Below are 25,659 nucleotides of genomic sequence, written 5' to 3'. Positions count from 1 at the left end.
ACGCCGCGATCAGCTCAGCTTTTCGCGGCGTTTTGCCAATCTGCTATTGATGCCCGCTGAGGGCCGTATTGCTGACTGCAACAAGGAGCGCTGTTATGGCTGTTGGTCTTGGTCCATTACCTACTCTGCACCCGGTTAAAGGCTTTGAGCTGGGGATCGCCTCCGCCGGCATCAAACGCCCGGGGCGCAAAGACGTGGTGGTGATGCGCTGCGCCGAAGGTTCGCGCGTGGCCGGTGTCACCACCACCAACGCCTTTTGCGCGGCGCCAGTGCTCATCACCCGTGAGCGTATGGCGGGCAATGTGCGCTATCTGCTGACCAACACCGGCAATGCCAATGCCGGCACCGGCGCGGATGGCCTGGCGAATGCGCGCCGCACCACGGAGAACTTGGCCGCGCTGGTCGAGGTCACGCCTGATCAAATCTTGCCGTTCTCCACGGGGGTGATCGGTGAGCCGTTGCCGGTGGATAAGATTGTGGCGGCGCTGCCGCAAGCCTTGGCTGATCTGCGGGAAGATAACTGGGCGCAGGCGGCCGAAGGCATCATGACCACGGATACCTTGCCCAAAGGCGCGAGTCGCCAGTTTGAGTTTGACGGCGTCACCGTGACCGTCACCGGCATCAGCAAAGGCGCCGGCATGATCCGCCCCAACATGGCGACCATGCTTGGCTACATCGCTACCGACGCGTGTGTGAGTCGTGACGTATTGCAGGCTTTGGTGGCCGATGCGGCGAACAAGTCATTCAATCGCATTACCATTGATGGCGACACCTCAACCAACGACTGCTGCATGTTGATCGCGACCGGCCAGTGTGGTCTGCCGGAAATCAACGCCGCCGCCGGTGAGCAATTCCACCTACTCAAGCAAGCGGTGTTGGACGTGTTCATGGAGGTCGCGCAAGCCATCGTGCGTGACGGCGAAGGCGCAACGAAGTTCGTCACCGTGCAAGTTAACGGCGGCGGCAAGCCACAAGAGTGTTTGGATGTAGGCTACGCCGTGGCGCACTCGCCGCTGATCAAGACCGCCTTGTTTGCCTCTGACCCGAACTGGGGGCGCATCTTGGCCGCAGTTGGCTATGCCGGCGTGCCGCAGTTGGATGTGAGCAAAATCGATGTGTTCTTGGGCGAAGTGTGCATTGCCAGCCAAGGCGGTCGCGCCGCCAGCTACACCGAAGAGCAAGGCAGTGCGGTGATGGCGCGCGAAGAAATCACCATTCGCATCGAGCTGGGGCGTGGCGAGTTCAGCGAAACCATCTGGACCACCGACTTGTCGCACGAGTACGTAAAAATCAACGCCGAGTACCGCACCTAAGCCGCGCAACAACGCGTCAATACAACACGTCAATATAACGGGCAGCCTATAACGCTGCCCGTTTTTGTTGGTGGGTTATTCCTCGTTGTTATGCGGCGATAAAAATCAATCATTGGTGCGGTGAGCGCGCGGGCGGCTATGGTCGTGACTCATTTGGCATGAATAGCAAGGGGTGGGCTATGTCCCTAACGCTCGTGGTAGGCAATAAAAATTATTCTTCATGGTCGCTACGCGCCTACTTGGTGATGCAGCTCAGCGGCGCGTCTTACCGCGAGCAGCTGGAGCCTTTGTACGCGGCAGACAGTGCAGCGCGGCTGGCCAGTCACTCGCCCTCGGCCAAGGTGCCGGTATTGCACAGCGAACACGGCAGCATCTGGGATTCGCTGGCGATTGCCGAATACCTCGCCGAGCGTTTTCCTGAGGCGCAGTTGTGGCCGCGTGATCCCGCCGCGCGTGCCTTGGCCCGCTCGGTGTGCGCGCAAATGCACAGCGGCTTTACTGCGCTGCGCAGCCACATGCCGATGGATATGCAGCGGCAGCAGCCGTTAGCGTCAGTGCCGGCCGAGGTGTGTGCTGAGATCGAACAAGTGTGCGGGTTATGGCAGCTGTGCTTGCAGCATCCGGCTCGCAGCGCAGGTGAGTTTTTATTCGGCGCGCCGAGCATTGCGGACGCCTTTTTTGCTCCGGTGGTCAGTCGCCTGCACAGCTATGGCGTGGCCTTGCCCGCTGCGGCTGAGCGTTATGCCGCGAGCGTGCGACAATGGCCGGCCTATCAAGCGTGGCTGGCGGCCGCGCAACAAGAGGCGCAGTTGGCGGCGTCCTCGGTTTAAGCACAAAGGTTAGTGATGAAGCGTATACACGTGATGGCGGCGGTGATTGTTAATGCTCAAGGACAAATCCTGCTCGCCAAGCGTGCCGCCAACCAGCATCAGGGCGGCTTGTGGGAGTTTCCAGGCGGTAAGCGCGAAGCCGGTGAGACGCGCGAGCAAGCACTCGATCGTGAGCTGCACGAAGAGCTGGGTATTCGCGTCACTGTCGCCCGCCCGCTGATTCAAGTGCGGCATGATTATCTGGATAAATCGATCCTGCTGGATGTATGGCGCGTGAGCGGTTTTAGCGGTGAGGCACACGGTGCCGAAGGTCAGCCGCTGGCTTGGGTGTGGCCTGCGGCGCTTGATGAATACGCCTTTCCCGCCGCTAACTTGCCCATCGTGAAAGCCGCGCAACTGCCGGATTGCTATTGGGTAACGCCAGCTGAGTTAAACGCCGAGCAAGCCTTGCAGCAATTGCCAGCTGTGCTCGCGGCGGGCGCGCGCTTGATCTACTGGCGCTTGCCGACATTAAGTGCGGCGGATTACGTCGCTTGCGCACAGCAGGCCTTGGCTCTGTGCGAAGGCCGCGCGCAATTGATGCTGCAAGGAGCGACCAGCCAATGGGCAACTTGGCTGCAAGCATTGCCGCAAGCCGGTTGGCACCTCACGCGGGCGCAGCTTGCCGCGCTGGCCAACACCGACAGGCCACTGCCAGCGTCACGCTGGCTGGCGGCCTCGTGCCATAACGCCGCCGAAATAGCGCTGGCCAATCAACTGGGCGTGGACTTCATCACCGTGTCACCGCTGTTAGCTACCGCCTCCCACCCTACGGCCACACCGCTGGGCTGGCCGCAGGCGCAGCACTTGCTCGCCGATTGCCGTTGCCCCGCTTACTTGCTTGGCGGTGTTGGCCCTGACGATTTGCCCAATGCTTGGGCGGCTGGGGCACAGGGCGTGGCGGCTATTCGAGGGCTGTGGGTGAGGGCGCAGTAGGTGATCTGGCGCTTATACATACTGCCCCGCACAAAAGCCGCTGGCCCAAGCCCATTGGAAGTTGAAGCCGCCTAGCCAGCCGGTGACATCTAACACTTCGCCGATAAAAAACAGCCCGGGCACGTCTTTGGCTTCAAAGGTTTTTGAAGACACCGCGTCGGTGTCAACGCCGCCCATGGTCACCTCGGCGGTACGGTAGCCTTCGGTGCCGGATGGGGTGATGCTCCAGCGATGGAGCGCTTCGGCTAATTGCTTGATCTCGGCGTCGTTGTATTGCTGCACCGGTCGACTGCCAAGGCTTTGCTCAAGCCACGCTTGTACAAAGCGTTTGGGCAGGTGCAGGGCAAGCAGGTTTTTCAGCTCGCTCTTATTGCCTTCGGCACGCCATTGTTGCATCAGTTCGGCAATATCGCCGCTGGGGAAGAAGTCCAGCGTGATGGCGTCGCCCGGCCGCCAGTAGTTGGATATCTGCAAGATCGCCGGTCCACTAAGGCCGCGATGGGTGAACAGCAGTGGGTCGTTAAAGTGTTGTTTGTTACAGCTCACCGCGACATCCACCGCCACACCGGCTAGCTCGGCGAACACGCTTTGCCATTTGTCGGTAATGGTGAAAGGCACCAGCGAGGCCCAGCGCGGTTTTAGCGGCAAGCCAAACTGCTCCGCCAGATTAAAACCGAAGCCCGTGGCGCCCATGGTCGGGATCGACAAACCGCCGGTGGCGATCACCAGGGATTGGCAGTGCATCGTGCCTTGGCTGGTGCTCAGGCTGAAGCCGTGCTCGCTTTTGCTGACACGCTCAATTTGGCATTCGGTACGAATCTCAACACCTGCCCATTCGCACTCGGTGAGTAAGACATTGAGGATGTCGCTGGCCTTGTTGTCGCAAAACAGCTGACCTTGGCCTTTCTCGTGATAAGCCACGCCGTGGCGCTCGACCAGCTCGATAAAGTCGCTGGCGCGGTAGCGACTCAGTGCCGACTTACAAAAGTGCGCGTTGCCGGAGAGGTAGTTACTCGGCTCGATGCTCAAGTTGGTGAAGTTGCACCGCCCGCCGCCCGACATGAGGATTTTCTTGCCGACTTTGTTGGCGTGATCGAGCACCGCCACGCGGCGACCACGATAGCCGGCGGTGGCGGCACACATTAAGCCTGCGGCGCCTCCGCCGAGGACGATGCAATCAAACTGCAGAGCCATGCGCTTAACCTTCTGCGTTGCTGTCAGCGGTGGCAGGCACCCACAGCACTTCGGCGCAGCCTTCGCGGCGGCCAATGATGCGCGCGGCGACAAACATCAAGTCAGACAGACGATTGAGGTAGGGCTGGGCTAGACCGGCAATGTTTTCCACGTCGCCGAGCTGCTGGCAGCGCCGCTCGGCACGGCGGGCCAAGGTACGGCACACATGAGCTTGCGCCAATAGGCGCGAGCCGCCGGGCAGAATAAAGTTTTCCAGTGGGCCAAGCTCGTTGTTCCACACATCAATCTGCGCTTCCATGCGATCGATGTGCGCTTGTTGTAAGGCGCGCCATTCGGGCATGGCGAGCTCGCCGCCTAAGTCAAACAGGCGGTGCTGAATCGGTTGCAGCACGTCGAGCACTTCTTGCAGCGCGGGTTTGGCGGCGAGGGCGCTGTGCAGGTCGGCGATCAGTAGGCCCAGCTGGCTGTTGAGTTCATCCACCGAGCCGATGGCCTCGATGCGTGGGTGAGTTTTGCTCACGCGACTGCCGTCAGCCAAAGAGGTTTGGCCTTTGTCGCCCTGACGGGTGTATATGCGGGTGAGACGGTTGCTCATGGGAAGTCCTCGGATAAACAAGCGCGCATTGTGCCACGGCTGGCCGAGGATAAGGCTGTGAGTGCGGTTGGCTTATGCCACGGGCAGGCGCAGGGTGAAGCAGGTGCCAGCGCCCATCTCGGATTGCACTTCCATTTGTCCGTTGTGGTTGTTGGTGATGATGAAATAGCTCACGGACAGCCCTAAGCCGGTGCCTTGGCCGGTGTCTTTGGTGGTGAAGAAGGGCTCGAAGATCCGCTTGCGCACTTTGTCGGGCATGCCGATGCCGTTGTCTTCGAGCAGAATCTCCACCCATGGACTGCGTAGACGCGTGCGGATATGAATGTGTCCGGCCAAGCTGGGCACCTGTCGCTTGCGCTGGCCAATGGCGTGCGCGGCGTTGCTGATCAGGTTAAGCAGCACTTGCTCAAGTTCGGTGCTGACACCCAGCGCCTGCGGCAGGCGATTGGACAGCGACAACTCAATCGGCAGCTGGCGCAGGTCGCCCCCGTCAGCCAGTTGCAGTTCGGTGCGCGCCACTTCGGCGGCTTGTTCCACCAAGGCATTGATGTCGCACGGTGCTAATTGGCGATCACTCATGCGGCTGAATTTGAGCATGTGGTTAACGATACGGGCGGCGCGTTGGCCGGCTGCGTCAATTCCATCGAGCAGCGCCGGGATCTCGCGTTGTTCGAGGTAGCGCTCGAGGAGGTCGAGGTCCAAGCGCAGCTCATCGGCGACGTGTTGATTGCGCGGCAGGTTGGCGGACAGCCGCCGGCGCAGGTTTTGCACGTTATGCAGCATGGCGCCTAAGGGGTTGTTGATCTCGTGTGCCATGCCGGCCGCAAGGCCGCCGACGGAGAGCATTTTGTCCGACTGCACCATCAATTCTTCCATGTTCAGGCGCGTAGTAATGTCGTCAATGCGGATCACCGCGCCGCGCCCGCTGGCACCGGACAACGGATAAAAGGTCAGGGCAAAGTGGCGGTTCTCATCCTGATAGGGCCAGCTTACGCGCTCGATGGACGCGCTTTTATGTCGCTGAATAACGTCTTGCAGGGTGCTGCTGAAGCTTTCTAGGTTGGGGAAAACCAAAAACAGCGGTTTGTTCAACGCGTCATCACGCTGCAGCCCTTGCAGCGCGCAGGTGGCTTGATTCCATTGGGTGACAAACAGCTGCTCATCCACGGCGACCAGCGCCGAGGGCATCGAGTTGATGATGCTGTTGAGGTAGTGCTGAAAACCAGTGAGTTTTTTCTCAATCTTGCTGCGCACTTGGATTTCGAGTTGCAGCTTGCGATGACCACGGCGGGCGTCTTCGGCCAATTGGTGGGCTTGCTGCTCGGCGGCGCAGGCTTCGTCGCGGGCGTCTTTCAGTTCCTGTTCGCGGGCTTGAATGCGCGTCAGCATGGTGTTGAAGGCTTGGCCTAGACGGCCGATTTCATCCTCGCCGCTGATGCGCGCACGCAAGCTGTAATCTTCGCGCTCGGTGACTTGTCGGCTGAGTTCTTCGAGGCGGCGAATGGGCTTGGTCACCAGCGTGCGCAGTTGCCGCGCCAGAATCACCCATAACAGCGCGCTGACGATGAAGATCCCGAAGCTGGCGCTTAACGTGCCGGTAAAGAACTCACTCGGCAGCTCGCTGCTGGCAATCAGCAAGAGGTGGCCGTGCTGGTTTTCTGGGAGCGGTAGTTGGGTGATCCGACTTTTGCGCACATGACGGTCGCTCCAGTCGTCTAGCTGCCCGGCGTTAGACGGCACGTTTAAAGGCTTACCCCAAAAGCGCTCGCCTAAGCGCGCGCCATCGGCGCCGTACAGTGCCGCGCCTCGGAGTGGCGCATGACCGTCTAAGCGTTTGAGTGCTTGCTCGGCGGCAGCGGGGGAGGCCAGCGCTTCGGCGCTCAGCGCGGGGCTGGCAAATACTTGGCCCAAGGTGCGCATGGCTGAGGGGGCCATGCTTTCTTGGGTGATCCAGTAGGCGGCGCTGATAAAGGCGAGGTTGGCGATCAGCAGGGTGCTGAGCAGCAACACCAATAAGCCGGCGAGAATTTTGTGGCCGACGGGCAGGTCGTATAGAAAAGGGCGTGCCGCTCGCATGGTCAGTCGCTGGGGAGGCCGGCGGCGTGTAAATGGTGCTGCAGTTGCTGGTGCAGTTGATCCAGTGCGGGGCAGTGCAGTTGATGTGCGCGCGCGTTGCGGCAGGCATATCCGAGCAGGTAGGCGATTTCGGTGCGCCGCCCTTGTTTAACGTCTTGGTACATGGACGAGTAGTTGTTGCCGGTGGCCTCGACAATCTGCAGCACGTGCTCCAGCAGGGCGTCGGCGCTGAGGCCAAAGCCATTGCGGGTCAGCAAGGCGGCTAATTCGACGCACAAAGCGTGCAGCGTCTCTTGTTGTGCGCGGAGTGCGCCGTTACGGCATTGATGCAGCACGGTGAGTGGGTTGATGGCGCAGTTGAGCGCCAGCTTGCGCCACAAGCGCGCGTCGATTTGCTCACTCCAAGCATGCGGAATACCGGCGCGGCTGAACTCGTTGAACCATGCCGGCGCAGGGCCGTCATCCCCAATAAAGTTATCGCCACGGCCGGCCCAGACCACGCTGAAGTCGGCGTCGCAGTACGCGCCCTCGGTGCTGGAAACCGCAATGCAACGAGCGCGGGGTAAGCGTTGTGTCACCGCTTGCTGGCTGCCCAAACCATTTTGCAGCAATAAAATGTGCGCATCAGCGGTGAGGCGGGCGGCCACGCTGGCGGCCGCTTCTTCGGCATCGTAGGCCTTGCAGGCCAAAATCAAGCGGCTAATGGGGCTGGTGCCGTCGACGGTGTCGGCGCTGATCGGGAAGCGACTAAAGTTGTCGCCTTCGCGCAGGCCAATGCCGGTGGTTTGTCGGTACTGGGCTAGGCGCGTGCGGTTGCGCAGTAGTAATTGCACCGGCAGGCCGGCCCGGGCTAAGCGCGCGGCCCATAGGCAGCCAAGGCTGCCGGCGCCGAGCACATGCCAAGTCATTGCGGTTGCCAGCGTACGGCGCTGACCAAGCCCGTGGCATAGGCATCGGCCAATTGCTGGTGGGCCAGTGACATCAATGCGTTGTCTTCGGGTAAGCCCAGCTTGTTATCACAGGCGGCCATGCCGATGCCGGCTTTAACGCTGATAAAGCCCTCGCTGGTCTTAAAGGCTTTCAGGTTTAGGCCTTCGTGTAGGCGCTTGAAGCTGCTGGGTACGCACTGCTGCAGGTTGTCTTGCAGGGTGATCAGGGCGAAACATTCGTCATCGATACGGGCCAAAATATCCAGCGGCCGTACTAGGTGTTGCAGGCGGCGCGCCATGGCCGAGAGCAGCTCGTTATAAGCTTTGTCGCCCAGTGTGTGCTGGTGTTTTTTCGCGTCTTCAATGCCGATTAGCAAACAGCAGCAAGCACCGCCACGCGACTCTACTTGGCGCAGGGTGTCGTGCAGTTTTTGCCGAGCAAAGCGGGCGTTACCCAGCGCGGTGACGGCGTCCACCAAATTGCGTGACTCAAGGCTGGCCAGGTTGCGCGACAACAAACGGGTTTCACCGAGCAAACGATTGATGGTGTTCGACACCCGATCGGCGGCATAAATGCGCGGTAATAATTGGTCGCTCATGCTGGTTTTGCTGATGAAATCGTCCACGCCGCGGTCAAATGCTTCGCCTTGGACTTTGTCGCCATCTTTGCCAGTTAACAGCACGATGTAGGTGTAGTGATTGGTTGACTCATCATGCTGGCGCACGCGTGCGGTCAGTTCTAAACCGTCCATCTCAGGCATTAACCAGTCGGCCAGCAGCACGCTAACGGCGCGCTTTTCCAGCTGTTGCAGGGCTTCGACTGCGCTGGAGGCAAAGCGGATGTCTTGGTAGCCCGCTTGGGTTAAGGCACGGCCAATCACGGCGCTAGAAAACTTAGCGTCGTCGACCACCATAATGCTGAGCTGGGGGTTGGGCATGGTGTTCCTTCCAGAGTTTGCGCTTCAGTATAGTGAATGCCAGCCATCCAAGGCTGCATGCTGGGGCAGAGTGTGCCGTGTTCGTTATAATCAGTCATCTTTTCTGTCGCAAGTAACCCACTTGGGCGAAGCCTGTGGGACATGATCACTGTTTGGGGGGAGGACCTATGCCGTCATTTGACGTGGTGTCGGAGCTGGATAAGCACGAAGTAACCAATGCGGTGGATAACGCCGTGAAAGAGCTCGATCGCCGTTATGACCTGCGCGGTCATGGCAACTTTGAGGCCAAAGAAATGGCTGTGATGATGACCGCCGATGCGGACTTTCAGTTACAGCAAATGCTCGAAATCCTTAAGAACTCGCTGGTTAAGCGCAAGATCGATATCCAGTGTATGGAGATCAAAGACTCTTATGCCTCCGGCAAAGAGGTGAAGCAGGAAGTGGTCTTGCGCCAAGGCATCGATAAAGAGTTGGCGAAGAAAATCGTCGCCCTGATCAAGGACGGCAAGCTCAAGGTGCAGGCCGCCATCCAGGGCGAGCAAGTGCGCGTGACGGGCAAGAAGCGTGATGACCTGCAAGAGGCGATCACCTTGTTGCGCGGCAAAGAGCTGGGCATGCCGCTGCAGTTCAATAACTTTCGCGATTAACCCGCGCGTGAATACAAGGAGGCCCCCCCGTGGGCCTCTTGTCTTTTTAGTGGATAAAAATTGAGGAGAACCCATGCAAGCGGAATGGGAAAAAATACTGGAGCTATCCAGCGCCTGGTTGCCGGTGGTGATGCATTACAGCGGCCAATTGACGTTAGCCCTGCTGACCTTGGTGTTGGGCTGGTGGCTGACCAATAAGCTGAGCAAGCGCATTACCGCATTGCTGACCATGAAGGCGGTGGATAAGACCCTGCATGGGTTTATCGCCAGCCTCGCCAATATCGTGCTCAAGGTGCTGCTGATCGTCAGCGTGGCCAGCATGATCGGGGTCGAAACCACCTCGTTTGTCGCGGCCATCGGTGCTGCGGGTTTGGCCATTGGCTTGGCGCTGCAAGGCAGCTTGTCGAACTTTGCTGGCGGCGTGCTGATCTTGTTATTTCGCCCGTTCAAAGCGGGGGACTTTATCGAAGGGCAGGGGATTGCCGGCGTTGTCGAGCAAATCCAGATCTTTCACACGGTGCTGAAAACCGGCGACAACAAGGTCGTCGTGGTGCCCAACGGGGCGCTGTCCAACGGCACCATCACCAACTACTCGCGTGAGTCGCGGCGGCGCGTGGATATTCCGTTTGGGATTGATTACGGCGATGACATCAAGCAGGCGCGGGCTGTGCTGCTGAGCATGGCCAAGGCGGATGCGCGCGTGCATCAAGACCCAGAGCCGGTGCTGTGGGTCACGGAGTTGGCCGATAGCTCAGTGAATCTCCAGCTGCGAGTGTGGGTGGATACGCCCAACTATTGGGATGTGATGTTTGGCTTTATCGAACAAGGCAAAGAGCAGCTTGAGGCGGCAGGATTGTCGATTCCCTTCCCGCAGCGGGTGGTGCATCAGGCGCAATAAGCGCCAGTGTTGAAAAGCAACAAGGCCGGCGATTGTCCGGCCTTGTTGCTTTTTAAGGGGCGGTTAAGGCTTGGCGCGGGTTGTCTCGGCTCCGCCTTGGCGCCATAGCCACACGATGAGCAGCAAAGTAGGGATGCCCATCAGCGTGGTGAGCAAGAAGAACTCGATATAGCCCAGCGCATCGACCATCACCCCCGAGTAGCCGCCGACTAAGCGCGGTAGCAGCAGCATGAACGAGCTAAACAGCGCGTATTGCGTGGCGGAAAACTGCACGTTGGTCAGGCTGGAGAGATAGGCGATAAACGCCGCGCTGGCCATGCCGGCGGAGAAGTTGTCGGCGCTGATGGCGATGATCAAGCCCAGCGTGTCGGGCCCTAGGTGGGCAAGGTAGGCGAACAGCAGATTGGTCAGCGCGCTGAATAAACCGCCGGCAAAGAGGATCGGCAAAATACCGTAACGGGCGATCAGCAGGCCGCCGGCGGCAGCGCCGACCAGCGTCATGATCAAGCCGAACACCTTGCTGATGCTGGCGATGGTGTCTTTGCTGTAGCCCAAGTCGATATAAAACACGTTGCTCATAACCCCCATCACCGTGTCGGACAGGCGATAGGTGGCGATGAGGGCGAGCAAGAGCACCGCTTGCTTACCGTAACGCCGGATAAAGTCGGCAAACGGCGCGATGATGGTTTGCTCCAACCATTGTTGCGCGCTGCGCTGTTCGCTGCGGCTGGGTAGTGCCACTGGCGGCTCTTTAATCCATAGGGTGGTGATGACGCCCGGCACCATCATTAGCGCCAGAATCAGGTAGGTGCTTTGCCAAGCGCTGGCGGAGTAGCTGTCGACGGTGGAGCCAAAACCTTCGGCTAAGAACAGTGCGCCCGCACCGGACATCAACACGGCGACGCGATAGCCAGTCATATACGTGGCGGCGAGCGCTGCTTGCTGGCTGTCATCGGCAATTTCGATACGGTAAGCGTCGATGGCGATGTCTTGCGTGGCCGAGGCAAAGGCAACCAGCACGGCAAGGGTGATCAGCGCCGGCAGCGCATTTTTCGGGTCAAACAAGGCCATGCCGCCGAGCCCCGCCATCACCAACAGTTGGGCCAGCAATAACCACGAACGCCGACGGCCTAAGCGTTGTAATAAAGGCAGGCGAGCATGGTCGAGTAACGGCGACCACACCCATTTAAAGGCATAGGCCAAACCAATCAGACTGGCGAAGCCAATTTGCTCACGGGCAATGCCGGCTTCGCGCAGCCAGACAGACAAGGTCGAGAACACCAACATGTAAGGCAGGCCGGCAACAAAACCGAGCGCGAGCAAGGCTAAGGCAGAGGGCGTGAGGTAGGTGCGGGCGGCTTCGCGCCAAGTGGTTTGCGTCATGCGGTGCTCATCCAAATGCAGCGCGCACTGTAGCTGCTTGCGGGGGCTTAGGGCCAGCCGTGCTGGCGCAGATTGACCTTGTCATTGCGCAGCACAATGCCTTCGCTGGCCAAGCGCTGGCGCTGCTCGCTGCCTGATTCGCTACCGGCCGGCAGACTTAAGCGCCCGCCGGCCGCGACCACGCGATGCCACGGCAGGCGTGTGTCGTCGGGCAACTGGCTGAGCGTGCGCCCTACCCAACGTGCGGCGCGGCCAAGTCCGGCAAGTTCGGCCAGCTGGCCATAAGTACACACGCGACCTGCGGGAATGTGCCCGAGGACGCTAAATAGTGCAGTGCGGCGCTCGTCGCCGGCAGACGGTAGTGGCTTTTGCATGGGCGAATTGGATAATGGCCGCCAGTTTTTGGGGGTAAGCATGGTGCGGTATTTTTTCTTGCTTTGGCTAGCGTTCGGCGCGGCACACAGCCTTGCCGATACGGTGTGGCTCAATAATGGTGACCGCCTGAGCGGCGAGGTGATCTTGCTCGATAGCGGGATTTTGGTGTTCAGCACGCCGTACGCAGGGCGCTTGCATATCCAGTGGAGCGACGTCGAAACGCTCAGTTCCAGTAAAGAGTTGCTGGTCAAAGAAGGTGTGGACCAGCTTGAGCGCAGCAAAGAGTTAGATGCAGCCGGTCCAGGTATGGTGCGTTTGGTTAATGGCGAGGCGCCGCGCGCGGTGCCATTGGCCAGCATCACCCAGTTGATGACGCCAAAACCGTTTGTTGAGGATTTCCTTTGGGAAGGCAACATCGATGGCAGCTTGGATATGAAGCGCAAAGAAGATGACAGCGACAAACTGCGCTTCAAAGGCACCAATCGCTTAGAGCACGGGCGTTGGCGTCATCGGGCTAACCTTGAGACCGAATACGAAACCGAAAATCAGGTCAAGAAAGAAGACAACTACACGCTGGAGTACAGCCTCGACCGCTTCATCACCGAGCAATGGTTTTGGACCACCGGTTACAAGTATCAGCGCGATAGGTTTGAAGAGTTAGAACGCCAGCGTGAAATCGGCACCGGCCCCGGTTACCAGTTTTGGGATAACGAGTTAGGGCGTCTTGATTTGACTGCGGAGCTGAATCGCATCCGTTATGACCAAAAATTGCAGGACGATTTCGGTGTCACCCAGCATGAGAGCGAGTCGCTGGATACCGGCAGCGTGAACTGGGACTACAAGCGAGTGCTGTGGGGCAGCCGCTTTGAGCTGACCACCACGGGGGTGGTGCACTTTCCGTTCACCGATCAGGTGGATTACGCCACACGCGGTGATGCAGGGCTGCGTTACCGAGTTAACGATTGGGCGCGCTTGTCGTTGTTGTTTGAGTTCGACCAAGTGCGCGGCCTTGAGGAAACCTATACCGAGAAACGTTACTTGCTCGGTGTGGGCGTCGGCTGGTAGTGCGCGGCGGGCACCTAGTGGCCTGCCGTCACGCGCTATAAAAAACGCCACCCAGGTTGCCCGAGGTGGCGTTTTTTTAGCATTAACGCTTGCGGCGGCGACGATTACAGCAGCGTCAGCTTAGAGTCGCCGCTCGCCATCAGAGGCGCAGGCCGCCATCAAGCTCCAGAATACGACCGGTGTAGTAGTCGTTTTCAAAGATGTAAGCCACCGAGTGGGCGATTTCGGCGGGCTTGCCCATGCGGCGCAGCGGGATAACCGACGTCATGCGCTCCAGTGCCTCGGGCTTCATGCTGGCGACCATTTCCGTCTCAATAAAACCCGGTGCAACACCCGCCACGCGGATGCCGTAGCGCGCCAGTTCTTTGGCCCACACCACGGTGTCGGCGGCGACGCCCGCTTTGGCTGCAGAGTAGTTGGCTTGGCCCATGTTGCCCGCGCGCGAGATGGACGAGATATTGACGATCGCGCCTTGGTTTTTCAGCTCAATCATCTTCGCTGCGACTTCGCGGGTGCACAGGAATACGCCGGTCAGGTTCACGTCGATCACCGACTGCCACTGCGCCAGCGACATCTTGCTCAGCTCGCCATCTTTAACCTTGATAGTCAGGCCGTCGCGCAAAATGCCGGCGTTATTGACCAAGCCATTGATCGCGCCGAAGTCACTGGCCACTTGTGCCACCATGTGCGTCACTTGTTCTTCGTCGGCGACGTTGCACAGGTAAGCGCGAGCGTCACCACCGGCGGCCTTGCAGGCGGCAACGGCGTCGTCGAGCTTCTCTTGGTTTAAGTCCACCAAGGCCAGCTTGGCGCCTTTGCCGGCGAGGTATTCGCCCATGGCACGGCCAAGGCCTTGGCAGCCGCCGGTAACGATGATGACTTTGTCGGTCAGGTTCATAAGGGTAACCTCGCAGTGGGTAAGCGGAGAGAGGGCTGCCTGCGGGTGCTTGTGACTAGAAGTGCGGCACCGGTTCTTATTTTGCGCAAACGTAAAGGCAGGAGTCATAAGGTGAGTAAAAGTGCGGCTAAGGATGCACAAGAATTCCTTCAAAAGGAATACCAAGGCGTGCTCAGCACCCATTCGCAAAAGTTTGCCGGTTACCCGTTCGGCTCGGTCGCGCCGTACTGTTTAGATGCGTCTGGTTTGCCGATTATTTTGATCAGCCGCATAGCCCAGCACACCCATAACCTGACGGCCGATCCGCGTTGTTCGTTGCTGATCGGCGCGCGCGCTGCCGAGGATGTGCAGAATGCGGGGCGCTTAACCCTGCTGGCGGATGCCGCGCCAGTTGCCGCGGCCGAGGTTGATGCGGTCGCGGCGCGCTATTACCGCTTCTTTCCCGAGTCTGCCGATTATCACCGCGTGCATGATTTCGACTTTTGGCGCTTAACGCCTGTGGCGTGGCGTTATATCGCAGGCTTTGGTGCCATTCATTGGCTCGAGGCGGACAGTGTCGCGCAGGCTAATCCGTTTGCCGGCGAAGCAGAGCAGGGCATGCTGACGCACATGAATAGCGATCATCAGGCGGCCTTGGCGCATTATCAGCAGGTGGCACAGTTGCCAGCGGGAGCGGTGAGCTTAGTCGGGCTGGACCCTGCCGGCATGCACTTGCGCATTGGCGCCGCCATTCATCGGCTACCGTTTGCCGCGCACTGCGATACCCCGCTGGCCGTGCGTCAGCAATTGGTGAGCATGGCGCGCAGCGCGGACTGGGCTTGATATTGCTCGCGCGAGCCCTCATCTAATCCTTATCACTACTTGGGAGGCATGCATGCCACTGTTGATTTTTTTAGTCCTACCACTGCTTGAATTGGCGTTGTTAATCCAAGTAGGGCAGGTGTGGGGCGTGTGGCCGGTGCTGGCGGAGATTGTGCTCAGCGGCATGCTGGGTTTGTGGTTTATGCGCACCGCTGGCTTGGCCACGCTGATGCAAAGCCAACAAAAGCTGGCGCAAGGTTATTTCCCCGAGCAAACCCTGTTGCGCGGCCTACTCGCGGCGCTGGGCGGCTGGCTGCTGTTCATGCCGGGCCTGATGACCGACGTATTGGGTGTTTTGCTGCTGCTGCCATTCAGTCATGGCTTTCTCGGTGCTTGGCTGCTGGCGCGCGTGCGTCGTGCGCGGGCGCAGCAAGCGGGGGCGGCCTCCAACGCTAGCTTCACCGCCGATGAGTCGCGCTTTGCTCGTCAGCCGTTTGAGTCAGGCCGGTCACATGCGCCGGATACGCTAGACGGCGAGTGGCGGCGGCTGGATTAAGCGCGGCGCGCAATATTTTTTGCCGTGGCCCTTGAAATGCCCTTGATCGCCCCCCACCTCTAAAACACCGCAAGGTCCTGCCCTTTAACCGCAGGCAATTATTCGTGGCGCGTTCGCGCGTCACTCCGGCACTAGGCCGGTAATGACAGTGCAGCCGGAGTATCCGGCACTGACAATTCATTGGGAGATATCGAGTGATGAAAATTCGTCCTTTGCATGACCGTGTTGTCATTCGCCGCAGCGAAGAAGAAACCAAAACTGCAGGTGGCATCGTTCTGCCCGGTTCAGCGGCTGAAAAGCCCAACCAAGGCGAGATCGTGGCAGTGGGCAATGGCCGCGTACTGGACAACGGCGAAGTACGTCCGCTGGCGGTAAAAGTGGGTGACAAAGTGGTCTTTGGTCCCTACTCCGGCAGCAACACCATCAAGGTCGACGGCGAAGACCTGCTGGTAATGGCCGAGAGCGAAATTCTGGCTGTGGTTGAAGCGTAATCACACCCAACCCTGTTTCCCTGATTTAACGAGGAATAAAGATAATGGCTGCTAAAGACGTAAAGTTTGGTGATTCCGCGCGTAAGAAGATGCTGGTTGGCGTTAACGTGCTGGCTGACGCGGTAAAAGCAACTTTAGGCCCAAAGGGTCGTAACGTTGTTTTGGATAAGTCCTACGGCGCGCCGACCATCACCAAAGACGGTGTATCGGTTGCCAAAGAAATCGAACTGAAAGACAAGTTCGAAAACATGGGCGCGCAACTGGTTAAAGACGTTGCCTCCAAGGCGAACGACGCTGCCGGTGACGGCACCACCACCGCTACTGTTTTGGCTCAAGCTATCGTTAACGAAGGCCTGAAGTCAGTCGCTGCGGGCATGAACCCAATGGACCTTAAGCGCGGCATCGACAAGGCGACCATCGCCATCGTTGCTCAGCTTAAAGAGCTGGCCAAGCCTTGCGCTGACACCAAAGCCATTGCTCAGGTAGGTACTATCTCGGCTAACTCTGACAGCTCCATCGGCGACATCATTGCCGAAGCAATGGAAAAAGTTGGCAAAGAAGGCGTAATCACCGTTGAAGAAGGTTCGGGTCTGGAAAACGAGCTGTCTGTGGTTGAAGGCATGCAGTTTGACCGTGGCTACCTGTCGCCCTACTTCGTGAACAAGCCTGACACCATGGTTGCCGAGCTGGAAAGCCCGCTGCTGCTGTTGGTTGACAAGAAAATCTCCAACATCCGTGAACTGCTGCCAGTACTGGAAGCCGTTGCCAAGGCTGGCCGTCCGCTGCTGATCGTTGCTGAAGACGTGGAAGGCGAAGCGCTGGCGACTCTGGTGGTCAACAACATGCGCGGTATCGTGAAAGTGGCTGCCGTTAAGGCACCGGGCTTTGGCGATCGTCGCAAGGCCATGCTGCAAGACATCGCTGTGCTGACTGGCGCGACCGTGATTTCTGAAGAAATCGGCCTGAGCCTTGAATCCGCTACCCTGGAAAACCTGGGTAACGCTAAGCGCGTCGTACTGAGCAAAGAAAACACCACCATCATCGACGGTGCTGGCGTGCAGGGCGACATCGAGTCGCGCGTTCTGCAGATCCGCAAGCAGATCGAAGAAACCACCTCTGACTACGACAAAGAGAAGCTGCAAGAGCGTCTGGCCAAGCTGGCTGGCGGCGTTGCAGTGATCAAGGTTGGCGCGGCCACCGAAGTCGAAATGAAAGAGAAGAAAGCCCGCGTTGAAGACGCCCTGCACGCTACCCGTGCTGCGGTTGAAGAAGGCGTGGTACCTGGCGGCGGCGTAGCTCTGGTGCGCGCTCTGCAGGCAATCGAAGGTCTGAAAGGCGACAACGAAGAGCAGGACGTTGGTATTGCTCTGCTGCGTCGTGCCGTTGAAGCACCGCTGCGTCAAATCGTTGCCAACGCTGGCGGCGAGCCAAGCGTGGTGGTCGACAAGGTTAAAGCCGGTTCCGGCAACTTCGGCTTCAACGCCGCGACCGATACCTACGGCGACATGATCGACATGGGTATCTTGGATCCCGCTAAGGTCACCCGCTCTGCACTGCAAGCGGCAGCCTCAATCGGCGGTCTGATGATCACCACTGAAGCCATGGTTGCAGAAATCCCGGAAGACAAGCCGGCGATGCCTGACATGGGCGGCATGGGTGGTATGGGCGGCATGGGCGGCATGATGTAGTGCGACGAGAGTCGCTATAGGTAGCTAGCCTAGCGGGCTACATCTGGTGGTCACCAACATGGTTTGGTGACCACTTTCCCGCAGAAAATAGCACTATTAAAACCCGATCCCGGGCCACTAAAGCCCGGTTTCGGTCACCCACAAGGTGTCGAATACAGGGTAAGTACGCCTTAAATTTGGAGCGTTACCCACTCTCAAAATTACCTGCAAGAGGCATATCCCCGACGGGGGCTGCAACCTGCATGGGATCTTGTTTGATATGTGCTGGGCTGCTCTCTATAGGGCGCAAGCTGTATCTGTCATTGTCTCGCTCGAATATCGCAAGGTGTTTGGGCATGAGACCTTTTGTTCAGCCAAAAGTAGCCTAGGGATAGTGCGTCACTGGTAACGGTGGGGTGCGAAGCTTCCTGACAATGTAGTCCCACGATGTCTGTGGTGTGTGGTCGCCGTGAGGCGCCATGCAAATCCTGCGAGCAACACGCGGGTGCGACGCTAGGCTGGTTGGTATGGTCAACGTAAGTGAACTGCTGATAAACACCGTCAACCGCATGGAGCCAAAGTTGCTGATAGGCTTCGACCAAAATGGTGCATGACTGGTTGTCTCTTTTACATCTGGAGACACGCTGACATTGAGTCATCGGTGAATAGGCAGGACCTAACCCATCCTTGTGACAGGTATGGAACTCGGTAAACCCGTATTTTCGCCACTGACCGTTATGGCAGAGGCAAGCTAACCGCAAGGGAGGCCCAAGGAAATGCGGGCAAAGGATGTCGGAAAAAGCGAATGCCAAGCTGTAATGGACTGGATAGGGGTTATGCCCTGACTGGAAACGGTGCTGACTTCCGACGGGTCTTTGATCGCGAAACGGCATGTAAAGCCATCAAGAAGAGATGTTTGCTGGTCTAACTGGGGGCATCTATCAAATAGAAATCCCTTACGGGGCAGTGAACTCACTCCCCGCAAGGGGCTCGTGCGTCTGCTGCCCTCCGGGAAATCTTTCTGGAGGAACGCAAGATGAGTACGGCACAAACAGCAGTACCTGCATCCTCCCATCTGACAGCCAGTTGGCATTCGATTGACTGAGAAACCAGCCATCGACAGGTGAGAGGGCTACAGGTACGAATCGCGAAGGCAGCTAAGAACCAACAATGGCGTCGGGTGAAAGCCCTACAGCGCATGCTGGTTCGCTCATTTGCCGCTAAGGCATTGGCGGTGAAACGAGTCACTGAAAACCGGGGTCGTAGGACCCCGGGTGTCGATGGGGAAACCTGGAGCACACCTGAAAGCAAGTGGGGAGCCATATTCCGGCTAAAGCGAACGGGCTACCAGCCCCGGCCACTGCGATGGGTCTACATACCCAAAGCGAATGGTCAGCGCCGACCGCTGGGAATACCAACGATGCTGGATCGGGCTATGCAGGCCTTATACCTGCTGGCACTCGAACCGGTATCTGAAACCACAGCCGACAGAAACTCCTATGGTTTTCGTCCTTACCGATCTACGGCAGACGCAATCGAGCAATTGTTCGTCAATCTCGGTCGCAAACACTCTGCGCAGTGGGTAATGGAGGGCGATATCAAGGGGGGCTTCGACAATATCAACCATGACTGGCTGATCACCAATATCTCACTGGACAAGGTGGTTTTACGGAAGTGGTTGAAGGCAGGGTATATGGAATCCGGCCTACTGAACCCAACCGAAGCGGGGACGCCACAAGGAGGCATCATCTCCCCGGTGCTGGCCAATATGGCGCTTGATGGTCTGGAAAAGGTGCTCGAGTCTCAATTCGGGCAACGCAATACCAAAGCCAGCTACAAGACCAAGGTCAACTATGTGCGCTATGCGGACGACTTCGTCATCACTGGCATCTCGAAAGAGCTGCTGGAGAATGAGGTTAAGCCTATCGTTGAAGTCTTTATGGCGGAGCGGGGGTTGAGCCTTGCGGCGGAGAAGACGTTGTTTACGCACGTATCGGAAGGTTTCGACTTCCTAGGCCAGAATGCTCGCAAGTACGGTGACAAGCTGCTGATAAAGCCAGCCCACAAGAACGTAAAGGCATTTTTGGCGAAGGTGAAGGCACTGATTGATGGAAACAAAACGCTGCCGGCTAGCTTACTGATAGACAAGCTCAACCCCATCATTCGGGGGTGGGCCAACTATCACAGGCCGGTGGTCGCGAAGCAGACCTTCAATTATGTGGATTACAGGATCTGGAAATTGCTATGGCGGTGGTGCAGGCGGCGACATCTGAATCGCTGCAAACGCTGGATCAAGGGAAAATATTTCAAACGCGTGGGATCACGCAGCTGGGTATTTTCCGGAATTCATCCCAGCGGGAAACTGACCACCTTGCTGTATGCCTGCGATGTCCCGATCAAGCGGCATACCAAAATCAGAGGGGAAGCCAATCCGTATGATCCGGCAGACGAGATGTACTTCGAGGAAAGATTGGAATACGCCTGGAGGAACTCGGACGAAGGTAAACGGAAAACGCTGAAGCTTTGGATTGCCCAGAACAAGCGCTGTCCTATGTGCAAGCAACTGATCACGTTCGATACGGGGTGGAACATCCACCACATCGTCGAGCGGCACAAGGGCGGAGGTAATGAGCTGGAAAATCTGGAGTTGCTGCATCCCAACTGTCATCGACAGTTACACAGTGTGGTACCGGCTCTTTCGATTTAGGAAGGGTTTACAAGGGCTTGAGCCGTATGCGGGGAAACTCGCACGTACGGTTCTTAGGGGAGGGGTGGCCAGTAATGGTCGCTCCTTACCCGACAGCCGAGCCTCGCTCAATAGAAAACCGCGCTTCGGCGCGGTTTTTTTATGTCTGTGTGTTGTGCGTTCCGTGTGTGGCACAGCTTGAGCCTGCCGTTTTGCGGGTGTGGCGGATGGGCTTAAGCGCAGACGTGGTGTGGGCTTTTCGGCGAGTAGTGGCTGGGCGAATAGCCGAACTGACGCTTAAAACGATGGTTGAAGTGGCTCAGGTTGGCGTAGCCCAAGTCGAAGCACACTTGCGTTACCGCATCACCACGGCGCAGTCGCAGCATCGCCTGATTCAGGCGCAGTTGCTGTTGGAACTCGGCCGGCGTGCAGCCCAGCAGCTGTTTGAACTCGCGGTAAAAACGACTGCGGCTCATGCAGGCTTGCTGGCACAGTTGGTCGATATCGAGGGCTTGATCCAGTCGCCGCTCAATCAGCGCGACACAGGCTTGCAGGGCATTGGCCTCGGGGTCTTGGCGGGCGCTGTTGAGTAAAAAATCACGGCCACGATGACGCAGCAGGCGGCTGACTAATTCGTCGATGCCGTAGTTGATGGCTAGATCGCGGTCGGGGTCGTTGTCGGTAAATAAGCCGAACAAGCGCTGCAATAAACTTTGCGTGGCTTGGCTGTGCGGGGTGTGCAGAAAAGGCTGCGGGCAGTGCTGCCATTGTTGTAGGGGCGCCAGGACTGGGTTGTGGGCGGCGAGGCGCTCGGCGATGTGTTGCACTTTGTCGCAGGCAATCTCGATGGTCAGACAGCGGGTTGGTGTGTCCAGCCGCGCTTCAGGGAAGTCGATGGCCACCTGTTGGTTGGGGGCTAAAACAAAGCTCTCGTGCGGCAAAAAGGTTTGCTGGAAGTCGCTGCCGCCGGCGCGGCTGGCCGTTTGGTGCAGCACCTTTTTGCCCGTGAGCATGCCGCAATACAGCAGCTCGCCCGCCTTGAGCTGCACATCTTGGGCCGCTTGGTAGGTGTCGTACACGCTCAACTCGGCGTTGGGGCCGGCAAAGCTGACGCGGTTCTCGATCAGTTGCTGTGGGCGCTCGGTTAAGCGTTGGCGGGCTTGTGTGTGCATGTCGCCTCCTGCGGTTGGCGGGGCTGTGACGGTGTTGAAACTGCCAAGCAAGTGATAGGTACTAGCAAGCAAGCGACGAGAGCGTCAAGGCGATAGCGTGATCCTTCGACCTATGTCTAATGCGCTGCGTGCTGCGGCGCGCCATAACAAGAGAGGATGCTCGTCATGCTGTATGCCAATCCCAATACGCCCGGTGCCAAGGTTAACTTTAAAACGCAGTACGGCAATTTTATCGGTGGGCAGTGGTGCGCCCCGGTGCTGGGGCAGTACTTCGATAACATTAGCCCGGTTAACGGTGCGGTGTTTTGTCAGATACCCCGCAGTAGCGCCGAAGATATTGAGCTGGCGTTGGATGCCGCTCATGCCGCTAAAGCCGGCTGGGCGGCGACGTCCGTGACTGAGCGCTCTAATCTGCTGCTGAAAATAGCCGAGCGCATTGAGCAGAACCTAGAAATGCTCGCCGTGGCAGAAACCTGGGATAACGGCAAAGCCGTGCGCGAAACGCTGGCCGCCGATTTGCCGCTGTGTGTGGATCACTTTCGCTATTTCGCCGGCTGCTTGCGGGCCGATGAGGGCAGCATGGGCGAGATCGACGGCCATACGGTGTCGTACCACGTGCATGAGCCGTTGGGCGTGGTGGGGCAGATTATCCCGTGGAACTTCCCGTTGTTAATGGCCGCGTGGAAGCTGGCGCCGGCGTTAGCGGCCGGCAACTGCGTGGTGCTCAAACCTGCCGAGCAAACCCCTGCGTCGATCTTGGTGCTGATGGAGCTGCTCGCTGATTTACTGCCGCCGGGGGTGGTTAACGTGGTCAACGGTTATGGTCGTGAGGCCGGTCAAGCCTTGGCCAGCAGCAAGCGTATCGCCAAAATCGCCTTCACCGGCTCGACCCTTGTTGGTGCGCAAATCCTTAAATGTGCCGCAGAAAATATCATTCCCAGTACGGTGGAGTTGGGCGGGAAATCGCCCAATATTTATTGCGCCGATGTGATGGCGCATGAGGACGAGTACCTCAGTAAGTGCGTTGAAGGCTTGGTGCTGGCCTTCTTCAATCAAGGGGAGGTGTGTACGTGTCCATCGCGCGCACTGATCCACGAGTCTATCTATGAGCCGTTTATGCGTTTGGTGGTGGAACGTACCGAACGCATCGTGCGCGGTAATCCGCTGGATACGCAAACCCAAGTTGGCGCGCAGGCTTCGGCGCAGCAGTTCGACAAGATTTTGGGTTACATGGATATCGGCCGGCAGGAGGGCGTGGAGTTTCTTACCGGCGGCAAGGCGGCACAGGTGGGGGCGGGTTTTGAGCACGGCTACTACATCGAGCCGACCTTGATGAAAGGCGACAATCGCATGCGGGTGTTTCAGGAGGAAATCTTTGGTCCTGTGGTCGGGGTTACGACCTTCAAGGATGAGGCGAACGCCTTGGCGATTGCCAACGACACCGAGTATGGCTTGGGGGCTGGCTTGTGGACGCGCGATATGAACCGTGCCTATCGCATGGCGCGCGGTATTGAGGCGGGCCGAATCTGGACCAATTGCTACCACCATTATCCGGCGCATGCGGCGTTTGGTGGTTACAAGCGCTCAGGCGTGGGCCGTGAAACCCATAAAGTGGCGCTGCGTCACTACCAGCAGACCAAGAATATTTTGGTCAGCTATGACGTCAATCCGCTGGGCTTTTTCTAACCCGCACCGTGTTGTGTGCCGGCGGCTGCGCCTACAGGCCGCCGTGCACTACTAGGCCGATGCCCAGTTCGGCGGCGATGGCCAACGGCAGTAACAGCGTATCGAGTAATAAGCTGCCGGGTAGGTCCAGTGCGGGGTAGCTGGGTGGCTCGACACCAAAGCGATCCACAGGGCAACAACCGCCGTTAAGGCTGTACCAATCCAAGCGGGTACCGGAGTAAATCAGCGGCGCACCTTCTTTGCTGGCGTTGAGGGTGCTGACGCTGGCGCAGCCGTTGAGTGTCAGCGCTAAAGCCAGTGCCGCACTGAGCTTAGTCATCGTGGCTGCCCAGATGCTGTTCACCCCAACGCGGCAGAAAGTCTTGCTGAATGCCCAGTTGATTAAGGATGCGCGCGACCATGAAGTCGAGCAGGTCATCCACACTTTGCGGCTGATGATAAAAGCCGGGAGCGGCGGGCATGATGACCGCGCCAAGGTTGGACAGCTTGAGCATGTTCTCCAAATGAATGCTGGAGAAGGGCGTTTCACGCGGGACCAAAATCAGTGGGCGCCGCTCTTTTAAGGCGACATCGGCGGCGCGCTCGATCAGGTTGTTGCACGCGCCGGTGGCGATGGCCGACAAGGTGCCGGTAGAGCAAGGGCACACCACCATGGCGCTGGGCAGGCTCGAACCCGATGCTGGTGGCGCCATCCAGTCTTGCAGGCCAAAGACGCGAATTTGCTCGTTGGCCGCGCCGGTGTATTGAGTCAGAAAGCTTTGCATGGCCTGCGGCTTAGGCGGCAGTGCTACGTCGGTTTCTGTGGCGATGACTAGCTGCGCGGCCTTGGAGACGATCACGTGCACTTCGCAATCGGCCTGCACCAAGCTGTCGAGCAGGCGCAGCGCGTATTGCGCGCCGGACGCGCCAGTGATGGCAAGGGTGATGCGTCGGCGCATGACGGGCTCCTGTAATGGATTAGGCAAGGGCGTCGGCCAGCTTGGCGTGTAAGCCGCCAAAGCCGCCATTGCTCATGATCAGCACGTGGCTGCCTGCTTTGGTCAGTTGCTGGATCTGCGCGATCAGGCTGTCGAGGTTGTGATGAACCTGCGCGGGTACGCGGCACTCGCGGGCCACTTCGTTTAAGTCCCAGCCCAAATTGGCCGGTGCGTACCACAGCACGTGATCGGCTTGGCCAACGCTGTCGGCTAAGCCATCGCGGTGAGCGCCCAGCTTCATGCTGTTCGAGCGCGGCTCCAGCACGGCAATGATCGGCGCGCTGCCGACTTTTTTGCGCAGGCCGTCCAGCGTGGTGGCGATGGCGGTGGGGTGGTGGGCAAAGTCGTCGTATAGGCTGATGCCATTGGGCTCGGCGTACTTTTCCATCCGCCGTTTGACGTTTTCAAAGGCGCACAGCGCAGCACAGCCGTGCTCGGCGGTTACGCCGACATGGCGGGCGGCGGCCAAGGTGGCCAGTGCGTTGGCGACGTTATGCGCACCGTTGAGCCCCCAGTGCACTTCGCCCTGTACTTGTCCTTGGAAGCTCACGCGGAAGGCGCTGCCGTCGGCGCTGAGCAGCTCAGCTTGCCAGTCGCCGTCCTCGCCGGTGGTTTGTATCGGCGACCAGCTGCCCATGGCGAGGGTGCGAGCCAGGTTGTCATCATGGTGCGGGCGAATCAGCAAACCCTCACCGGGCACCGTGCGCACCAAATGGTGAAACTGTCGCTCGATTGCCGCGAGATCAGGGAAGATGTCCGCGTGATCGTACTCAAGGTTGTTGAGAATGGCGGTGCGTGGCCGGTAGTGCACAAACTTACTGCGCTTATCGAAGAAGGCGCTGTCGTATTCATCGGCTTCCACCACAAAAAACGGCGTAGCGCCTAACCGGGCGGAAATCCCAAAGTTTTGCGGCACCCCGCCAATTAAAAAGCCCGGAGCCATGCCCGCGTATTCAAGCACCCACGCCAGCATGCTGCTGGTGGTGGTCTTGCCGTGCGTGCCGGCTACGCCTAATACCCAGCGCCCTTGCAGGACGTGGTCTGCCAGCCATTGCGGGCCAGAAACATACGCTAGGCCTTTATTCAGCACGTACTCGACGGCGGCATTGCCGCGCGATAGCGCATTGCCGATGATGACCAAATCCGGATTGCTGAGGGCGATATGGTCGGCGCTGTAGCCTTCCATCAGCTGAATGCCTTGGGCTTCTAGCTGGGTGCTCATCGGCGGGTAGACGTTAGCGTCACTGCCACTGACCTCGTGCCCCAGTGCTTTGGCGAGTACCGCCAAGGAGCCCATAAAAGTGCCGCAGATGCCGAGAATATGCAGTCGCATGACAAGCCTTAAATCATCAATAAAGTAGGCGGGTAATCGCTGGCGGCAGGTTAGCACAGGGCAAAGCGGACTGTTGAGCGCTGCTTGGCTTGGGCTATCACGCAATTTAATGAGGGGGTATTGATGGGCTGGTTAATGCTGCGCGCACTGGCTACGGCGCGGCTTGGTAAGGTT

Annotated in this window: 23 protein-coding genes and 1 pseudogene; 12 read left to right on the top strand and 12 right to left on the bottom strand. The window is 58.6% G+C overall.

The features are described 5' to 3' along the window. Positions 1-95: 95 nt before the first annotated feature. The 3 genes from argJ (at position 96) to MKI83_RS11230 (ending at position 3,118) form a co-directional block, all read left to right on the top strand. Positions 96-1,313 (top strand): bifunctional glutamate N-acetyltransferase/amino-acid acetyltransferase ArgJ, encoded by a 1,218-nt coding sequence (gene argJ, locus MKI83_RS11240; protein ID WP_241586035.1) that lies wholly within the window; start codon positions 96-98, stop codon positions 1,311-1,313. 179 nt (positions 1,314-1,492) lie between these two features. Then, a complete protein-coding gene (locus MKI83_RS11235) occupies positions 1,493-2,143 on the top strand; it encodes a glutathione S-transferase family protein (RefSeq protein ID WP_241586033.1) in 651 nt (216 codons plus the stop codon). A gap of 15 nt (positions 2,144-2,158) precedes the next feature. After that, entirely contained in the window at positions 2,159-3,118 is a 960-nt protein-coding gene (locus tag MKI83_RS11230) for a Nudix family hydrolase (RefSeq protein WP_241586031.1), read from the top strand. A 12-nt stretch (positions 3,119-3,130) separates the two neighbouring features. Here the strand turns inward: MKI83_RS11230 and MKI83_RS11225 are convergent, their stop codons facing one another. From MKI83_RS11225 to MKI83_RS11205, 5 genes are all read right to left on the bottom strand, one after another. After that, positions 3,131-4,312, bottom strand: a complete 1,182-nt coding sequence (locus MKI83_RS11225; RefSeq protein WP_241586022.1) for a BaiN/RdsA family NAD(P)/FAD-dependent oxidoreductase — start codon at positions 4,310-4,312, stop codon at positions 3,131-3,133. 4 nt (positions 4,313-4,316) lie between these two features. After that, positions 4,317-4,907 carry a cob(I)yrinic acid a,c-diamide adenosyltransferase gene (locus MKI83_RS11220; RefSeq protein ID WP_241586020.1) on the bottom strand — a complete coding sequence of 197 codons (591 nt, stop codon included), beginning with the start codon at positions 4,905-4,907 and terminating at the stop codon, positions 4,317-4,319. Positions 4,908-4,979: 72 nt separating this feature from the next. Next, complete coding sequence (locus MKI83_RS11215; protein WP_241586011.1) at positions 4,980-6,983, bottom strand: sensor histidine kinase; 2,004 nt, start codon at positions 6,981-6,983, stop codon at positions 4,980-4,982. Between the two features lie 2 nt (positions 6,984-6,985). Continuing rightward, entirely contained in the window at positions 6,986-7,891 is a 906-nt protein-coding gene (locus MKI83_RS11210; RefSeq protein ID WP_241586009.1) for a putative 2-dehydropantoate 2-reductase, read from the bottom strand. Beyond that, positions 7,888-8,850 carry a GGDEF domain-containing response regulator gene (locus MKI83_RS11205; protein WP_241586006.1) on the bottom strand — a complete coding sequence of 321 codons (963 nt, stop codon included), beginning with the start codon at positions 8,848-8,850 and terminating at the stop codon, positions 7,888-7,890. The genes MKI83_RS11210 and MKI83_RS11205 overlap by 4 nt, the downstream gene beginning before the upstream one ends. A 167-nt stretch (positions 8,851-9,017) precedes the next feature. Between MKI83_RS11205 and MKI83_RS11200 the strand changes: the two genes are divergently transcribed. Continuing rightward, a complete protein-coding gene (locus MKI83_RS11200; protein ID WP_241585998.1) occupies positions 9,018-9,497 on the top strand; it encodes a YajQ family cyclic di-GMP-binding protein in 480 nt (159 codons plus the stop codon). A gap of 73 nt (positions 9,498-9,570) precedes the next feature. Then, positions 9,571-10,395: a mechanosensitive ion channel family protein gene (locus tag MKI83_RS11195; protein ID WP_241585996.1), complete on the top strand. Its 825-nt coding sequence runs from the start codon at positions 9,571-9,573 to the stop codon at positions 10,393-10,395. Between the two features lie 63 nt (positions 10,396-10,458). Here the strand turns inward: MKI83_RS11195 and MKI83_RS11190 are convergent, their stop codons facing one another. Together MKI83_RS11190 and MKI83_RS11185 are read right to left on the bottom strand one after the other, a co-directional pair. After that, positions 10,459-11,778, bottom strand: a complete 1,320-nt coding sequence (locus MKI83_RS11190) for an AmpG family muropeptide MFS transporter (protein ID WP_241585994.1) — start codon at positions 11,776-11,778, stop codon at positions 10,459-10,461. Between the two features lie 47 nt (positions 11,779-11,825). Beyond that, the gene (locus tag MKI83_RS11185) at positions 11,826-12,152 is read right to left on the bottom strand and encodes an MGMT family protein (protein WP_241585992.1); all 327 of its coding nucleotides are present in this window, start codon (positions 12,150-12,152) and stop codon (positions 11,826-11,828) included. Between MKI83_RS11185 and MKI83_RS11180 the strand changes: the two genes are divergently transcribed. Next, the gene (locus MKI83_RS11180; protein WP_306423249.1) at positions 12,151-13,218 is read left to right on the top strand and encodes a DUF481 domain-containing protein; all 1,068 of its coding nucleotides are present in this window, start codon (positions 12,151-12,153) and stop codon (positions 13,216-13,218) included. The two genes, MKI83_RS11185 and MKI83_RS11180, sit on opposite strands and share 2 nt — an antisense overlap. A gap of 139 nt (positions 13,219-13,357) precedes the next feature. On the opposite strand, the gene MKI83_RS11175 is transcribed toward MKI83_RS11180, so the two are convergent. Further along, on the bottom strand, positions 13,358-14,116 hold the full coding sequence (locus tag MKI83_RS11175; RefSeq protein WP_241585990.1) for an SDR family oxidoreductase: 759 nt from the start codon (positions 14,114-14,116) through the stop codon (positions 13,358-13,360). A 111-nt stretch (positions 14,117-14,227) separates the two neighbouring features. Here MKI83_RS11175 and MKI83_RS11170 point away from each other — a divergent pair, with 111 nt between their 5' ends. The 5 genes and pseudogenes from MKI83_RS11170 to ltrA all read left to right on the top strand — a co-directional run bounded on the left by MKI83_RS11170 (position 14,228) and on the right by ltrA (position 20,338). Beyond that, positions 14,228-14,938 carry a HugZ family pyridoxamine 5'-phosphate oxidase gene (locus MKI83_RS11170; protein ID WP_241585988.1) on the top strand — a complete coding sequence of 237 codons (711 nt, stop codon included), beginning with the start codon at positions 14,228-14,230 and terminating at the stop codon, positions 14,936-14,938. 52 nt (positions 14,939-14,990) lie between these two features. Further along, positions 14,991-15,473: an FxsA family protein gene (locus tag MKI83_RS11165; protein ID WP_241585986.1), complete on the top strand. Its 483-nt coding sequence runs from the start codon at positions 14,991-14,993 to the stop codon at positions 15,471-15,473. Positions 15,474-15,670: 197 nt separating this feature from the next. Then, positions 15,671-15,964, top strand: coding sequence for a co-chaperone GroES (locus tag MKI83_RS11160; protein ID WP_241585984.1), 294 nt, complete (start codon positions 15,671-15,673; stop codon positions 15,962-15,964). Positions 15,965-16,008: 44 nt separating this feature from the next. Continuing rightward, a complete protein-coding gene (gene groL, locus MKI83_RS11155) occupies positions 16,009-17,652 on the top strand; it encodes a chaperonin GroEL (RefSeq protein WP_241585981.1) in 1,644 nt (547 codons plus the stop codon). A 1,015-nt stretch (positions 17,653-18,667) separates the two neighbouring features. Continuing rightward, positions 18,668-20,338, top strand: a pseudogene (ltrA, locus tag MKI83_RS11150) (group II intron reverse transcriptase/maturase). A 212-nt stretch (positions 20,339-20,550) separates the two neighbouring features. Here the strand turns inward: ltrA and MKI83_RS11145 are convergent. Beyond that, on the bottom strand, positions 20,551-21,489 hold the full coding sequence (locus MKI83_RS11145) for a helix-turn-helix transcriptional regulator (RefSeq protein ID WP_241585970.1): 939 nt from the start codon (positions 21,487-21,489) through the stop codon (positions 20,551-20,553). 165 nt (positions 21,490-21,654) lie between these two features. On the opposite strand from MKI83_RS11145, the gene exaC reads away from it, so the two are divergent. Beyond that, on the top strand, positions 21,655-23,175 hold the full coding sequence (gene exaC / locus MKI83_RS11140; RefSeq protein ID WP_241585968.1) for an acetaldehyde dehydrogenase ExaC: 1,521 nt from the start codon (positions 21,655-21,657) through the stop codon (positions 23,173-23,175). A gap of 31 nt (positions 23,176-23,206) precedes the next feature. On the opposite strand, the gene MKI83_RS11135 is transcribed toward exaC, so the two are convergent. From MKI83_RS11135 to mpl, 3 genes are read right to left on the bottom strand one after another with little or no spacing between them, the layout of a single operon-like run. Next, positions 23,207-23,494, bottom strand: a complete 288-nt coding sequence (locus tag MKI83_RS11135; RefSeq protein ID WP_241585966.1) for a YceK/YidQ family lipoprotein — start codon at positions 23,492-23,494, stop codon at positions 23,207-23,209. Then, on the bottom strand, positions 23,487-24,113 hold the full coding sequence (gene ubiX / locus MKI83_RS11130) for a flavin prenyltransferase UbiX (protein ID WP_241585964.1): 627 nt from the start codon (positions 24,111-24,113) through the stop codon (positions 23,487-23,489). The genes MKI83_RS11135 and ubiX overlap by 8 nt, the downstream gene beginning before the upstream one ends. 19 nt (positions 24,114-24,132) lie before the next feature. Next, positions 24,133-25,485, bottom strand: coding sequence for a UDP-N-acetylmuramate:L-alanyl-gamma-D-glutamyl-meso-diaminopimelate ligase (gene mpl, locus MKI83_RS11125; protein WP_241585962.1), 1,353 nt, complete (start codon positions 25,483-25,485; stop codon positions 24,133-24,135). Positions 25,486-25,659: the final 174 nt, after the last annotated feature.

This window comes from Atopomonas sediminilitoris (assembly GCF_022601735.1).
Taxonomy (GTDB): Bacteria; Pseudomonadota; Gammaproteobacteria; order Pseudomonadales; family Pseudomonadaceae; genus Atopomonas; species Atopomonas sediminilitoris.
Note: the sequence above shows the minus strand (reverse complement) of the source record. Positions and strands in the feature narration are given on the sequence as shown.

Coding starts and splice junctions, on each gene's coding strand:
- argJ (WP_241586035.1), top strand. CDS start 96: ATGGCTGTTGGTCTTGGTCCATTACCTACTCTGCACCCGGTTAAAGGC.
- MKI83_RS11235 (WP_241586033.1), top strand. CDS start 1,493: ATGTCCCTAACGCTCGTGGTAGGCAATAAAAATTATTCTTCATGGTCG.
- MKI83_RS11230 (WP_241586031.1), top strand. CDS start 2,159: ATGAAGCGTATACACGTGATGGCGGCGGTGATTGTTAATGCTCAAGGA.
- MKI83_RS11225 (WP_241586022.1), bottom strand. CDS start 4,312: ATGGCTCTGCAGTTTGATTGCATCGTCCTCGGCGGAGGCGCCGCAGGC.
- MKI83_RS11220 (WP_241586020.1), bottom strand. CDS start 4,907: ATGAGCAACCGTCTCACCCGCATATACACCCGTCAGGGCGACAAAGGC.
- MKI83_RS11215 (WP_241586011.1), bottom strand. CDS start 6,983: ATGCGAGCGGCACGCCCTTTTCTATACGACCTGCCCGTCGGCCACAAA.
- MKI83_RS11210 (WP_241586009.1), bottom strand. CDS start 7,891: ATGACTTGGCATGTGCTCGGCGCCGGCAGCCTTGGCTGCCTATGGGCC.
- MKI83_RS11205 (WP_241586006.1), bottom strand. CDS start 8,850: ATGCCCAACCCCCAGCTCAGCATTATGGTGGTCGACGACGCTAAGTTT.
- MKI83_RS11200 (WP_241585998.1), top strand. CDS start 9,018: ATGCCGTCATTTGACGTGGTGTCGGAGCTGGATAAGCACGAAGTAACC.
- MKI83_RS11195 (WP_241585996.1), top strand. CDS start 9,571: ATGCAAGCGGAATGGGAAAAAATACTGGAGCTATCCAGCGCCTGGTTG.
- MKI83_RS11190 (WP_241585994.1), bottom strand. CDS start 11,778: ATGACGCAAACCACTTGGCGCGAAGCCGCCCGCACCTACCTCACGCCC.
- MKI83_RS11180 (WP_306423249.1), top strand. CDS start 12,151: ATGGGCGAATTGGATAATGGCCGCCAGTTTTTGGGGGTAAGCATGGTG.
- MKI83_RS11185 (WP_241585992.1), bottom strand. CDS start 12,152: ATGCAAAAGCCACTACCGTCTGCCGGCGACGAGCGCCGCACTGCACTA.
- MKI83_RS11175 (WP_241585990.1), bottom strand. CDS start 14,116: ATGAACCTGACCGACAAAGTCATCATCGTTACCGGCGGCTGCCAAGGC.
- MKI83_RS11165 (WP_241585986.1), top strand. CDS start 14,991: ATGCCACTGTTGATTTTTTTAGTCCTACCACTGCTTGAATTGGCGTTG.
- MKI83_RS11160 (WP_241585984.1), top strand. CDS start 15,671: ATGAAAATTCGTCCTTTGCATGACCGTGTTGTCATTCGCCGCAGCGAA.
- groL (WP_241585981.1), top strand. CDS start 16,009: ATGGCTGCTAAAGACGTAAAGTTTGGTGATTCCGCGCGTAAGAAGATG.
- MKI83_RS11145 (WP_241585970.1), bottom strand. CDS start 21,489: ATGCACACACAAGCCCGCCAACGCTTAACCGAGCGCCCACAGCAACTG.
- exaC (WP_241585968.1), top strand. CDS start 21,655: ATGCTGTATGCCAATCCCAATACGCCCGGTGCCAAGGTTAACTTTAAA.
- MKI83_RS11135 (WP_241585966.1), bottom strand. CDS start 23,494: ATGACTAAGCTCAGTGCGGCACTGGCTTTAGCGCTGACACTCAACGGC.
- ubiX (WP_241585964.1), bottom strand. CDS start 24,113: ATGCGCCGACGCATCACCCTTGCCATCACTGGCGCGTCCGGCGCGCAA.
- mpl (WP_241585962.1), bottom strand. CDS start 25,485: ATGCGACTGCATATTCTCGGCATCTGCGGCACTTTTATGGGCTCCTTG.